Genomic DNA, 14,048 nt, shown 5'->3' on the forward strand with positions numbered 1-14,048 from the left:
ATAAAATAGCAAAGACTCCAGAATTACCAGCCCGGGTTTTGCTGGTACAAATTAGCCGTGTAGTTAATCTGATTTAAAGGGATGGGTAGATACTCATCCCTGTTTTTGGTGAAACGGGCTTCTTTCAGGTATTCCCGCTTGATTTTTTCCTGGGTGAAATAGGTATTCAGGTATTCAGCCGCGATTCCCCACCGAACCAAATCAAAAAATCGGTTTCCTTCCATGGCAAACTCCAGTCGTCTTTCCCAACGCAGAGCCTGTCGGGCGAAAGCCTGATTCCAGGTACAGTTCACACCGGGCTGATACGTTTCCAACTTGTAGGAAGAAACAGCCTTCCCTGCCTTATCCTTCAGCAGAGCCGTACTTTGCTTCGCCCGCTGCCGAATCTGATTAATGAGAGGCAAGGCTTCACTTTCCCGACCGAGTTCAATCAACGCTTCTGCTTTCCACAAGAGCACATCGGCGTATCGGAGCAGAATATTGTTTTTGGCACTTCCCATAAACGGCGGTACTTTCTGAAAACCCGGACTGTCGTACGCTACCGTTTCTTTCATCGAAGCATACGAACCGTAAATGTCCGGAGCCCGTGCCCAGCTGGCCTGATAAATAAAGTCGGGCTTGTACTTGTAGGGATGGCCCGGAATCGCTACCGTATGGTCCAGCCGCGGATCGAACGTATGTTGCTGAAAATCGCTCAATTCCTTGACGTCTTTCTGATTGAACGTATCGAACAGGGGTAAGCCCTGCGAATCCGTTTGAAAGGCATTGACCAGATTTTGACTGGGCTGATGAAACCCACAGCATCCGTACTCGGAATTCATGGGATAACTCAAGGCACTGCTCCAGTCCAGCCGACCTTTGGGCGTTCCATCATTTTTGGAACGCTGGATGGCGAAAATCGACTCGGTACCGTTATCGTACTCATACAGGAAATTCTTGCTGAAGTCATCAAACAAACCGTATCGGCCGGAAGTGATTACGGCGTCGGTAAGCGTCACCACTTCCGTTAGCTTGGCTTGGTTAATGCCCGTCACGTTATGGTTCACATCCTGCTGATAGGCCTGATACAGTAACACTTTCGCCAGGTAAGCTTTGGCGGCGATCTGATCGGCCCGTCCTTTTTCGGGTTGCGTTACGGGTAAGTTTTCCGACCCAAACCGGAAATCATCGGCAATCTTGTTCCAGCTTTCTTCATTGGATAAGGTAACGTTGGAAATCTTACCGTACTCCTCAGTCGGCACACTCTCATCAATGTAGGGAATATTCTTGAACAGGATTTTCAGATCAAAATAGGAATGGCCCCTCAAAAAACGCATTTCGGCCTGACGTACTTTTTTGTTTGGGAAAGCCTCCTCACTCATCGCATTGAGGCGTCTCAACGCATCATTTGCCCGGGAGATGGATACGTATAAGCGATACCAGATCACATCGCTCTCGCCTAAATCGGGCCGGATGTAGGAAAAGGTTTCGTAAAAATGGAAGGCACTGATGTCGGCCGTACCCGCCCCACCCTTATAGGCATCCCCTGAACGCAGGTTCCCGTAGGGCCACAGGGTGAAGGGTGCGGTGTAATGGTCATTGCCGATGGCTGCGTAGGCAGCCGTGCATAATTTTTCAATGTTCTCCGGGGTATTGAGTGCATCGCCATCGATCACGGCATTAGGAGCAACGTCTAAGGCTCGCTGGCAACTATTTCCGGCTACGATCAGGAGCGTAGCCAGTAAAAGGCGTGTTAGTTTCATAACGGATTTCGAGGTTAAAAGGATAGATTAAGTCCCAGCGTATACACCGCCGGGATGGGATAGGTCGCATTCGGAGTTTCGGGATCTACTCCCGTGTAGGCGGAGTTGCCGGTTTTCTTGCGAAGCGTCAAAACATTTTGAGCCTGTACATACAACCGGGCCTGCTGCATGCGATACCGCTTGAGAAGCGTGGCCGGAATGGTATAGCCGATCTGTACGTTTCGGAGTTTCAGATACGAGCCCTGTTCGACAAAATAGGAAGACCCCCGTTGTTCGTTGTTCTTATCCGTCAGCGTCAGGGCCGGTATCGTGGACGTAGGATTGTCGGGCGACCAGGCATCCAGCGTACGTTCTCCCCAGTTGACGCCCGAAGCCAGCGAAGCAAAGTCCGTCAGGAGCTTATTATCATTGTAAACATCCGCCCGTTGTAGGCCCTGGAAGAAAAGCACTACATCAATTCCCTTAAAGGAAAAATCAGCGTTCAGTCCGTACATGAATTTCGGATTACTGTTACCGATCCAGGTCCGATCTCTGTCATCTACTACGCCATCCCCGTTCAGGTCTTTGTAACGAATGCGGCCCACCCCCTTTCCGATCTGGGTCGCGTAGGAATCTACCTGCTCCTGGGTTTGAAAAATTCCGTCGGCGACGTAGCCATAAATAGAATTAATCGATCTTCCCAGAATGGTAACATCCCGACCATTACCGCCGTAGGAGTTTACGACTTCCCGGGGCAGGTAGGTCACTTTATTTTGGTAGGAAGAAATATTACCTGACAAGTTAAAGTTGACCTTGTTGGCAATTTTCCCCTGATACCCGAGTTGCAGCTCAATGCCGGAGTTTTCCATGGAAGCTCCGTTTACCCACTGGTTCCCTCCTTCGCCCACGACGCCCAGGTAAGGCGGACTGACGAGAATATCTTTCGTTTTCTTCACAAAATAATCGACTGATCCGGTAAGCTTGTACTCGAATAAGCTGAAGTCAATCCCGTAATTGGTTTGGGTCGTGGATTCCCATTTCAGTTTATCATTTCCTTGCTGAATGAGTCGGTACCCGGAAGGGAGGCTGCCCGTATTGGCTCCCGTTAGGTCGTAAGCGGTTCCGATGTCAAAATCCCAGGTTGGGTCAATGCCGTAGTTAGACTCGTACAGGCGATAAATGGCGTTGTTGGCAAAATCCTGATTTCCGGTAACTCCCCAGCCAAAGCGTAACTTCAAATCGGAAATGGCGGATAGTTTGTCCTTGATAAAATGCTCTTCGCTCACTCGCCATCCCAGCGAAAACGCCGGAAAGGTACCGTATCGCTGGTCGCTTCCGAAGCGGGAAGAGCCATCCCGCCGAACGGTTACTGAAGCCAGATAGCGGTCCGCCAGGGCGTAATTGACCTTGCCAAAGAAAGACATGAGTCCGTAACCGAAGGCCGTGCCGCCGTTGTCTTTATTAGCCGAACCGGCATCCAGGTACATGTATTCGGGCGTTTGCAAAGCAAAACCCTGGCGACTGGCCCAGAAGCTCTGGTTATTATAACGAATCCGTTCTGTACCCGCTAAAAAGTCAAGACGGTGCTTGTTACGCTCCAAACTATACGTCAACGTATTCTGCCAAACCCAGTTTCCATAAAAATTTTCCGAATTCGTCGCCCGGTTCATCGGGTCGGATAAAAATCCTGACGTATAGTCTTTGTAAAGCACTCGCTGACTAGCGATCGTATAATCCACACCAATACTGGTACGAAGCTGAAGTTTGGGCAGGATTTCCAGGTCAGCGTATACATTCCCAAATAGGCGACCCGCGTACGACTTGTTCTGCTGGTTGTCAGCGATGAGGCGTACCGGGTTCTGCCGATCACTCATACTGGCCACGGGTCCACCCCAGCCACCCGTAAGCGTACGAACGGGTACGATGGATTGCTGGATCAAGGCCATGTTCATGATCTCTCCTTCGGGCAGTAAAGTTTGTCTCGTTTTCGCGAAAGTCAGGTTTTCACCCACCTTGAGTTTCCCCTGTAAGAAATTATAATCTGAATTAAGTCGAAGCGTGAGGCGGTTCAGATTCGTTTTCCTGATGATGCCGTCATGATCCAGGTAATTGAGTGAAAAAAGCATCGTTCCCTTTTCTCCACCATTCGAGAAGTTCAGGTTATACGACTGCATCAATCCCGTTTGAGAAATTTCGTCAAACCAGCGTGTATTAGCTGGCCGCATGGTTTGAGCGGCGTCAATAAACTCCGGATAGCTTACGCCGTCCAGGACGGGTTTTCCCTGAGCGTCCAAATGCGAGTTAAATTGGTACAGGGGGCTGGAGGGCGTAACGCCGTCATTGACCGCCGCTTGCCAGTATACGCGGGCCCGCTGCTCCGTGTTCAATACCTTGAGTTTGGATTGGTACCGTTGAAACGACCAGAATGAACTAAAGTCAATGCGACTAAAACCGGCTTTCGCCCGTTTGGTGGTGACGATGATCACGCCATTTCCCGCCCGTGACCCATAGATACTAGCGGCTGAGGCATCTTTCAGTACCTGAATGGATTCAATATCATTTTGATTGATCGATTGAAGCCCTTCCTTGGTAGGAATTCCGTCAATGACGTACAAAGGATCGTTATTGTTGAGCGTTCCCTGGCCCCTGATACGTACACTCGCGGTGGCTCCGGGCGAGCCACTCGTCGTGACCTGCATGCCCGCCACGCGTCCCTGTAGATTTTTGATGGGGTCAGCCGTTGGAATATCTTTAATGTCGCTCAGTTTAACCACCGAAACGGCACCCGTCAGGTCGGCCTTGCGTTCGGCTTTATAACCCGTGACGACGACTTCATCCAGCTTTTTCAAATCTTCCTCAAGGATCATATCAAGGACACTGGAATTACCCAGGGCGGCTTCCTGAGAAACCATGCCTATGAACGAAAAAAGCAAGGTTGCCCCCGGCGAAACCCGTAGTGTATACTCGCCTTTTTCGTTCGTGGTGGTGCCATTGGTGGTGCCTTTTTCCAAAACCGTTACTCCAGGGATCGGTTGAGCATCGGTCTTTGACGTGATTTTTCCGGAAATGGGTAATTTATCCTGGGCCATGGTAGCCCCCATCGTACTGACTAGCAGTACGAGCCATAAAAAGTGTTTCATACAGGTTTTAGAGAAAGTGTTAAGGTTATACCATCTGCATAAAGGATTCAACCGTGGTGTGGGAAAGGGTCGGCGTAGCTCCGTGCTGCGTAGCTACGTAAGAGCCCGTGGCACAGGCAAAATCAAGGGCGGCCTGAGTCGATGGGTTGACTTGTAACTGGTACAATAAGGCCGCCAGAAAGGAATCTCCGCTGCCAATGGTATCCTGTACCTCCACGTGGACGCCCTGACTTTCGTAAAAGAGATCGTTGTGTAAGAGGCAGGCTCCGTTCTCACCCCGCGTCACACACACCGTACGTAAATTGTACCGTTCGGCCAAATGCCGCATGGCCGTTTCGGGTTCGCCCGGATACTCATACCAGGAAGTCACTTCGGCTAATTCATGGTGGTTCATTTTAACGATGTCAGCCTTTTCGATCAAATGCTCCACGATCGCTCGCGTATAATGCGGGGGACGCAGGTTAATATCAAATACTTTGCAGTTCGCTTCTTCGAGTAATTGGTAAAGGGTTTCCCGACTCCGGGCACTGCGGGCTCCCAAACTCCCGTATACGAAGAGGTTCGCTTCTTTTACCCACTCCGATACCGTTGAATCATAACTGATGTAATCCCAGGCTACGGGTTGCACAATTTGGTAGGTGACTTCACTTCGGTTGCTGACATTGGCTTTTACTACGCCCGTCAGGTGCGTCTTGCCGCGTTGAACCGATGAGGTTTCAATCCCCTTTTCCTCCATGAAAGCCAGTAATTCGTGACCCAGCTCATCTTCCCCTACCCGACTGATCAGTTTCACGTTGAAACCTAGCTGGTGGGCGTGAACGGCTACGTTAAACGGAGCTCCGCCCGCTTGCCGTCCCGTGGGTAATATGTCCCAGAGTACTTCTCCGAAACAAACCATTGTAAGTGTAGAGTCCATATGGATAGGTGTTGCCTAGAAACGAAAAACCGTTTCTTTTTGAAGATTAATGAATGACCAGAGTTCGATCCGTCTGTTCCAGACTAGTCCCTTTGGTTTCGGGCATAATACGCCAGACAAACAGCAGTTGCAGACCCATCATGACGGCAAAAAAGGAAAAGGTATGTCCGCCGCCGATCTTCTCGGACAAATACGGAAAGGTAAAGGCAATCAGGGCCGCCATGAACCAGTGCGTGAAGCTTCCCAGAGCCTGACCTTTCGCCCGGATACTGTTGGGGAAAATCTCAGAAATGAATACCCAAATAACGGCTCCCTGCGAAAAAGCGAAGAAGGCAATGTAAACGAACAGGTAATACGGAACCGCATCAAACTGCTGCGTATAAAACGCCCGGGCTACCAGAATCAGCGTACCAATGACGCCAAAGGAACCAATGAGCATGAGGGTACGGCGGCCAAACCGATCGATGAAATTCATGGCCAGTAGCGTGAAGCAAAAGTTCACCAGCCCAATGCCCGTCGTCGAAAGCAGGGAAGCTCCTTTTTCAAAACCGGCCATTTCAAAGATGCGGGGGGCGTAGTAGATGATCGCGTTGATCCCCGAAACCTGGTTGAAGAAAGCAAACACCAGGGCTAGCACCACCGGGAAACGATTGGGTTTCGCCCATAGTCCATCGGCCTGGTGTTCCTGACTGGATTGTCCAATCAGAATGGCCTGCACATCCTGCTCATACGCGTCCGGATTGATGATTTGTAAGATCTGACGGGCCTGATCTACCTCACCTCGCTTCGTAATCAACCAGCGGGGGCTTTCGGGAACGCCCAGTAATAAAAGCAGGAACAACAAGGAAGGAACGGCCTGTACGCCAAGCATCCATCGCCAGGCGTTGTCACCAATGCCTTCAAAGGCGTAATTGGATAAATAAGCAATGAGAATGCCTAATACGACATTCGTCTGAAAAAGAGCCACCATACGTCCCCGGGATTTGGCCGGCGAAATTTCCGATATATACAGCGGAGCCGTAACCGAGGAAGCCCCTACGCCTAAACCTCCCAGAAAACGAAAGAATAAAAAGGGAATCCAGGTCGGAGATAACGCAGCCCCTAGTGATGAAATCAAGTAAAGGGCAGCTACGCCGATCAAGGTTTTACGCCTGCCTATTCGATCGGAAGGGATACCGCCCAGTAAGGCTCCGAGGACGGTCCCGATCAGAGCAATGGAAACGGTCAGCCCGTGTTCAAAAACGTTCAGGTTCCAGAGTACCTGAATGGCTCGCTCCGCACCCGAGATTACCGCGGTATCAAAGCCGAAGAGAAAGCCTCCCAATGCAATGACAATCGACCAGAGAAATACTTTTTTCATAGAGGAATTTTTCCTCAAAACTGGCCTGAATATCCCTTGCGATAGTTAAATTCAATATCAAAAAAGTTAAACTTTGTTACGTGTTCAATGCGTGGAAGTAATCCGCTCTGAATCAGGTCAATTGTACTTTTAAAATTTAAAATTGCACTCGTTTAGCTTTAACTGAGGTTACATCTGTTTAACTCATGTTACATCATGACTTACGCTGGTTCAAATTTTTAAAGTCGGAAGGTGAAATATTGTACTTTCCTTTGAAGGCCGTTGAAAAATACGTAGGTGATGAGAAGCCGACCTGATACGCTACCTCAGCAATACTGATGGATTGAGTCGCTAATAATTCGCGGGCCTGGGTCAGTCGAAGGCTTTGAATAAAGTCCGTCACACCACAGTCTAACAACGCCTTTACTTTTCGATAGAGCTGTACCCGGGAAAGGCCCATTTCCCGGGCTAACTCTTCCACACTTAAATCAGATCGCGTCATATTCTTTTCAACCAGGGCCGTCAATTCCTGAATAAACTTCCGATCGTTTGCCTGAGAAATAGGTACGGATGTATCGATGGCTAATTCCCGCCTGAAATGTTCCCGAACCAACTGTCGATTCTTCAAAAGCGTTTTGAGGCTTTCAAGCAGAAAAGCCGGATCAAATGGCTTAGTCAGGTATAAGTCGGCCCCCGACTGCACGCCCTCTACCTGGTGCTCCTGAGCGGTGCGGGCCGTTAACAGAATGACGGGAATATGAGACGTTCGCCAGTCCTGCTTCAAGGCCTCCACTAACTGAGTACCCAGTGTTCCCGGCAGCATTACGTCAGAAATGATCACATCGGGTAGCGTATCAAAGGCCAGCCGCAGACCAGCCGTACCGTCGGCGGCTTCCATAATTTGATAATAGGGTTTCAGCTTTCGGGTCAGAAAGGCCCGAAGCTCCGTATTATCTTCGATCACCAGCACCGTAGCTGCTTCGGCATTCACACGGGTATCAGCCTCCGAAGGGACTTCCGTTAACCAGTCGTGCTGATTCGGCGGGCTCTTCGGTAGCAGACTCACTTCGCCCAGAATGGGTTTAGTCGAAGGAAGGCAAATCTCAAAACTGCTTCCCTGATTCGGGCGGCTCCGAACGGTGATGGTGCCATTATGAAGCTGAATAAGTTCTCTGGCTAACGCCAGTCCAATGCCCGAGCCACCGGTTCCTGCGGTAGTACCCTGGTAAAACCATTCAAATACGTGCTTTTGCTGTTCTTCCGTCATGCCATATCCATTATCTTCAATGGTCAGCCGAATGCTTTCTTTAGCATCGTCCGGTTGGAGAATGACCGTAATTTTTCCCTGATCGGGGGTAAACTTAAAGGCATTGGAAAGGACATTCACAATGACTTTATCCAGCAAATTGCCGTCAAACCAAGCTTTCATGACCGGTTCAGAAGGCAGGAAACGCAAGTCGATACCCCGCTGTCGAGCCGTTTTCTCAAACGCCTGCACTAGATTGCCCGTAAATTCAACCAGATTTGTTTCCACTACCTGAATGGGCATTTTACCTACTTCGATCTTTCGGAAATCCAGTAACTGATCCACGAGTTTAAGCAGCCAGTGAGCATTACGCTGAATGACTTCCAGATCTTTCCGCTGGGAACTGCCCGGCAGAGAGGCCGTAAGTAGCTCCTGTACTGGACTTAAAATAAGGGTTAGCGGCGTTCGTAACTCATGGGAAAAACTGGTAAAAAAGCCCAGTTTCGCTTCGGTAGATTGCCGGGCCTGTTCCGCCAAATCGGCAATTGTATTTTTCTGATTGGAGATTTCTTCGTTTTGGCCTTTGAGCTGCTGCGTAATCCGTCGATTCGAACGGAGCGAGGTATAGGCAATGCCCCCAAAGACTACGGCAGTCAACAGCGAAACACCGAGTATATAAAGAACCGTTTGCTGACTGCTGTACAGCCTGTTTTGCTGTTCTATTCGAAGCTGCTGTTGCTGAATATCCTGCCGCTGGTCAACGATTTTTTCCGTCTGCTGTTTTAAGATGTGTACATTGGTTGAGTCAATAACCATCGTACCCAGGATGTTTTCCTTGACGTACGGCTCTTTGTCCAAAATCCGGATCGCCGTACGGATCGCCTCCTCCCCGCCCGTAGGATACAACAGAGTAGCCTTAAAAATACCATCTTCAACAAACTGCAGACCTCCACTGGGGCCCGAAAGTCCGTCTACCCCCACTATCTTGATCCGCTTTTCCAGGCCCATTGCCTTGCAAACCTGATAGACGCCCAGGGCCATGCGATCGTTCTGAGCAAAGATTAAGTCAAGGTCAGGATGAGTTTTCAAAACGTCCGGCAAACGTTGAATGACGAAAGGCTGTTCCCAATCACCGTTCAGGCTAGTGACCAGCTGGATATTGGGGTAGTTTTTCAGTGTAGCGGCAAAGGCCTGATGGCGGTCACTGGCCGCCGAAGCACTGGGCGTACCCGTTACTTCTAATACCCGACCTTTTTTCTGAAGTAATTCTCCAACGTACAACCCGGCCGTATGGCCAATCTGATGATTATCTCCTCCAACGTAAGCCGTGTATAGTTTAGACGTAGTCCGGCGATCCACAATAATAACCGGAATTCCCTGATTGAAAACTTCTTCCACTACGGGCGTGATGGGTTGAGCCTCGTTGGGAGAAATAATCAGCAAATCCACATGAGCGGCTACTAATTCACGAATTTGCTGGACTTGAAGCTGACTGTTATCATGAGCGTCTTTCATGAGGAGCTTTACTTCCGGATGAAAACCAAGCTCTTTTTCCATCCCCGCGACCATGGCCTTTCGCCATTCGTCTCCGTTAGTACACTGAGCGAAGCCAATAGTAATTTTCTCCTTCTTTTCATGGGAAGAGCATCCCATCACAACAAAGAGCAGACCCCAAAGAAGGAATTTCTGAATAATAGACACGATGTTTCAAGCTGTTAATCCTACAAGATACTAAAAAAAGCGTAAGCAGGGCTGGCTCTCCAAAACCGTTACGTTTTCTTACCTGCTTACGCTACCCGCTCTCTCATCCCGTGGTTGTAGATAGACTAGTCTTCGTAGAAGGTGTAATACCCTTTTTCAGGTAAGGTATATTTTTGTAGTTTTCAGCTGGGTATAAGTACCAATAGAAACGATCTGATTTAAGGCTATTAGCTATAGGATAGGCTGAATCTTTCTTTGCTGCAGGAGATCAAAAATACCAGCATCAATAAAAGATTCTTCTCATAAAATAATTTAGACAGGTGGTAATGTGTACTATCTTGTATATGGGTTCGTTTGTAAAAGTGAATGAAGCATCACCATTTTAAGTATAGAGGCACAATTGAATAGAGAATACGAATAATTGATTAAAGCTTTTTAAATTCTAAAATAACTACTATGAAACAGCTACGATTGATTATTATGCTTGGCCTTTGCGGGTTAGCGTTCTTACAATGCAAAAAGCAACCCGTAGCTATAGATGAAGCGTTACCTGAAGAAGTTGACCCTTTGACCACAATTGATTCCGTTACTACAGGTTCGCAAAATATTAAACTCAATGGATATCAAGCCCAATGTTTTGAAAAAAATATAAGCTTACTTAATGAAAGAGAGCCCTTTACTATCAATGACCATCAGACCTATAAACGTTATTTGGGTTGTCATGATGGAGATTTGCCAGCCATCGACTTTTCTAAGCAGACATTATTGATTGCTAACATCCCACGCACCTGTATTCCTGGATTTTTGATTGAACAATCCATTGAAAGCAAGAATGGTCACCTCGATTGGAACGTAAAATTCCCACCTCCAGCTGGGTGCAACGATGGAACTTTCGTCATGAGACAAATTTGTTATCTGTATGATGGTGTAATTAATAAAGAAAACGTTACTCTCAGTATTCAAAAGTACAATTAGAACTTATAGAATTCAGAAGCTTTTAGCTATTTGTTTAGTAGATTGTTAGCAGAAATTGGACTATGTGATCGAACGAAAAAGCTTTATTAAAAAGCCGTCTTTTGTAGACTATGACTGGTAAATTGACTCGCGTTGACGCATCTATTCGTATAGAGCTAGCAGTAACGATCCGAATAAAATCCCTTCCATGAACCGCTGCATAAGACCGCGAAGAGGTAAGCCCGGAATTGATAACAGAATGCTCCCTACCAATAGGCTTGCGGCCCCTACCGCATACAGATTATAATGGAGCACGATCCATTCAGGACTGATTTGAGTCAGCCAATAGGCACCGCCCAGATACTCAACGGCTCCCCCTACATTATGCATTTGTTGTCGGCCACTACCTGATACGGGGGAACCCACGTCACAGGGAAAAAAGGCTGCCATACTATAGCCCGTTGCCATACACCCCGCTAAACCGGCTATAGGCAGCGAATCAGCGAGCATGGCCACCAGGACTAGCAGCAAGCCAACGGGTAAAAACAACCCGTAACTGACCCGGCGGCATTGGGGACTAGCCACTTCGCCCAGCTCACTAATGGTATCCCGCCAATGCGAGTAGGCCCGCTTACACCAGCCAAAATAACTTATGCCTGCCAGTAGCAGAACCATACTACTAAGAGCTAAACCAAATGTCATTTAACCAGATAGGATGTGTATAAACTGCGTTTTTTGTTATGAGTAGCACGGGGCCGTCAGCTTTAGCGGGTTGGCGTAAGCACTCTTACATATCGGCTAACTAAAAACAGCCTGTCCATGGCAAGTGAATCTAAAAATAGCTTGAAAAATGCTGATCACAGAACGATTAATATAGGCTGTCTTATCCCTGCTTCTGGCCATTAAAGGAGTCGGATAATTTTGTAAAAATCGTTCGTGGCATGTACACTTTATCAGGTATTGCAGAGATGAAGAAACGCCAAGACTCCTTAGTCAACTCACAGTATAGACACTTTAGTGACAGATAAGCAGCTGCTTTGATCTACCCAGTTCACCGGATATTTTAAATGGGCATTTCCTCTACTAAAGTCAAAACAAAAGGCTACGGTTTTGCTATCTTCAAAAGAGTTTTTCGCCTCTTTATCTGATCTATTGAAGCAGCAATCTTTGAACAAAATACGATCGATCGCAAGATGTAGCAAGCATCACAAATACGCGATGAGCGGTTTTCCTCTCAGGGCCTGCACGAACAACAGCGTAGCTAAAAGGAAGTACACCGCAGACAGGCTAATGAGTACAGAGGTGCGATGAGTTACATAATACCCCAGCAGCGGTAGAATCTGCAACGCGTGCATGCCCCAAAAGTGGGCGATTCGCAAATCTCCGTATTGTTTGCTCCAGTTGAGACCTGGCAGCCCCAGGCTTCCATCGGCGGCCCCGACGGTATGACTAAGCCGGGCTCCCATCAGTCCACCCTCAAAAGCAAAAATCACGAAGAAAAGAATACCGAGCCGGATACCCCAGAGATAAGCCGCATCAGTAACGGTATGATGCGGTCCAAAAAATAATAAACCGATGTATGCCGTCCACAAAGTTGCAATAGTGATTGCTACTCCCATGGTCGTAAACAGCAGGCTATCCAGCGTAGAACTTACATTGAAGTGAGATAATTTGCCCTGAGCCGCCTGACCGGTAATGATTACCAGTTCAATCACCATAGCGATTACCAGGATCCAGCTGTATAAATTTACCTGCGGCTTTTGGGTAAGAAGCCCGGTATACCAGCCCATGGTCCAGCAAAAAATCCAGATAGCGATGAAAAATTTAGCGGGCTTCACAAACGCATTCACGCCCAGTACCTGCCGGCTGGTCGTGAGTGACAGCGTGATACACCCAACGAAACCAATCAGGCAAAGCATTCCGAACCAGTAGAGAAGAGTGTTTCGTTCGCGAAGCGTTAGTAGAAAGGTATCCATAGTTAATAGCAGGCATAGGGCTAGCTCGCAAATTCATGTACAGAAGTACAGATGTTCAGCGTAGGAAGTTTCGGAAAAGTCAGTAGGAATTTACACCAAGATGCTCATCACTCACTAAACCTTGAAGACAACAACAAGGCGTTGAGTACTAATTATGGCATTCAGTCATAAAAGCTTTGAATTTCCCATTACCGGTTTTAAAAGCCGCATTTTCATGCCAGGTGTTAGGATTATAAAGTCTTATTTTAAAAGTAGCTTCAATCATCCATCCCTTCTGACCCTTGCGATCTGTATAGGGTTTTACAGATGAAATAGTTACCTGAGACCCTTCCTGACTCAGTTCAAAATTACACCCGTCAGAAGCACTTGCCAGCACCTCATAGTGGTCCGAAGCCGTTGGTACAGGATTATAACGACTGGTGGATACATCGAAATTACCTTCCTCCAGTTTTTGATAAAAATTAGAGTTTATAGGCTTCCTGGGAAAAAGGTTAAAGTAATTTTCAAATACTCCTGATTTCGTGTATTGACACATGAGTTCGTTACTCCTTACAGGCTTTTCAAGGATTAGCTTTTTATTAAAATTTAAAGTTATTTTCTCGTATTCTTTTAGTGGTGCTCCACTGTAAGGTTTATGGCGGAATTCAAACGTAAAGCCAATGATTGGTTCGAGTTCATCTCCGTAATGGGCGTAACGTTTGATTCTTGTTACAAACACAGTAGTATCACTAGTAAGCCATTTGGTTTTTTTACCGTCAATATCCAGGTCAATGTATTCAACGTCTTCCGGGATAACGGGTTCTGGATCATTTTTAGTGGACTTACAGGCTATGGTAAAGACCAATAAGGTAAAGAAAAGGAAGAACTGTTTCATCAGAATTTTTATCAAAGGGGGTTCCAGTGGTGAAATTAGGTACGATGTAACGAAATGTGAGCCCGTGTGTATAACTTTTGTTTTGGAAACAGCAGTAACCAGGTCGGATAGATCTAATACCAATCGTTTAATTACTATCTCTTTCCGTACAAAATGAAAAAAGCTTATCAATTTTTTAAGT

At 47.4% G+C, this 14,048-nt stretch carries 9 protein-coding genes; 1 reads left to right on the forward strand and 8 read right to left on the reverse strand.

The features are described from left to right. Positions 1–23: 23 nt before the first annotated feature. From BWI97_RS01665 to BWI97_RS01685, 5 genes are all read right to left on the reverse strand, one after another. Positions 24–1,742, reverse strand: coding sequence for a RagB/SusD family nutrient uptake outer membrane protein (locus tag BWI97_RS01665; protein WP_102199797.1), 1,719 nt, complete (start codon positions 1,740–1,742; stop codon positions 24–26). 14 nt (positions 1,743–1,756) lie between these two features. Continuing rightward, positions 1,757–4,861: a TonB-dependent receptor gene (locus BWI97_RS01670; RefSeq protein ID WP_102199798.1), complete on the reverse strand. Its 3,105-nt coding sequence runs from the start codon at positions 4,859–4,861 to the stop codon at positions 1,757–1,759. 25 nt (positions 4,862–4,886) lie between these two features. Further along, the gene (locus BWI97_RS01675; protein WP_102199799.1) at positions 4,887–5,777 is read right to left on the reverse strand and encodes a carbohydrate kinase; all 891 of its coding nucleotides are present in this window, start codon (positions 5,775–5,777) and stop codon (positions 4,887–4,889) included. A gap of 46 nt (positions 5,778–5,823) precedes the next feature. Beyond that, positions 5,824–7,137: a sugar porter family MFS transporter gene (locus tag BWI97_RS01680; protein ID WP_102199800.1), complete on the reverse strand. Its 1,314-nt coding sequence runs from the start codon at positions 7,135–7,137 to the stop codon at positions 5,824–5,826. A 193-nt stretch (positions 7,138–7,330) separates the two neighbouring features. After that, positions 7,331–10,063 carry a substrate-binding domain-containing protein gene (locus BWI97_RS01685; RefSeq protein ID WP_233207724.1) on the reverse strand — a complete coding sequence of 911 codons (2,733 nt, stop codon included), beginning with the start codon at positions 10,061–10,063 and terminating at the stop codon, positions 7,331–7,333. 456 nt (positions 10,064–10,519) lie between these two features. Here BWI97_RS01685 and BWI97_RS01690 point away from each other — a divergent pair, with 456 nt between their 5' ends. Further along, complete coding sequence (locus BWI97_RS01690; protein WP_146010841.1) at positions 10,520–11,038, forward strand: hypothetical protein; 519 nt, start codon at positions 10,520–10,522, stop codon at positions 11,036–11,038. A gap of 141 nt (positions 11,039–11,179) precedes the next feature. Here the strand turns inward: BWI97_RS01690 and BWI97_RS01695 are convergent, their stop codons facing one another. The 3 genes from BWI97_RS01695 to BWI97_RS01705 all read right to left on the reverse strand — a co-directional run bounded on the left by BWI97_RS01695 (position 11,180) and on the right by BWI97_RS01705 (position 13,867). Further along, positions 11,180–11,719: a DUF998 domain-containing protein gene (locus tag BWI97_RS01695; protein ID WP_102199802.1), complete on the reverse strand. Its 540-nt coding sequence runs from the start codon at positions 11,717–11,719 to the stop codon at positions 11,180–11,182. A gap of 503 nt (positions 11,720–12,222) precedes the next feature. Next, positions 12,223–12,993, reverse strand: a complete 771-nt coding sequence (locus BWI97_RS01700) for a hypothetical protein (protein ID WP_094810263.1) — start codon at positions 12,991–12,993, stop codon at positions 12,223–12,225. 148 nt (positions 12,994–13,141) lie between these two features. Beyond that, complete coding sequence (locus BWI97_RS01705) at positions 13,142–13,867, reverse strand: hypothetical protein (RefSeq protein ID WP_102199803.1); 726 nt, start codon at positions 13,865–13,867, stop codon at positions 13,142–13,144. Positions 13,868–14,048: the final 181 nt, after the last annotated feature.

Source organism: Siphonobacter sp. BAB-5405 (assembly GCF_002872335.1).
Taxonomy (GTDB): Bacteria; Bacteroidota; Bacteroidia; order Cytophagales; family Spirosomataceae; genus Siphonobacter.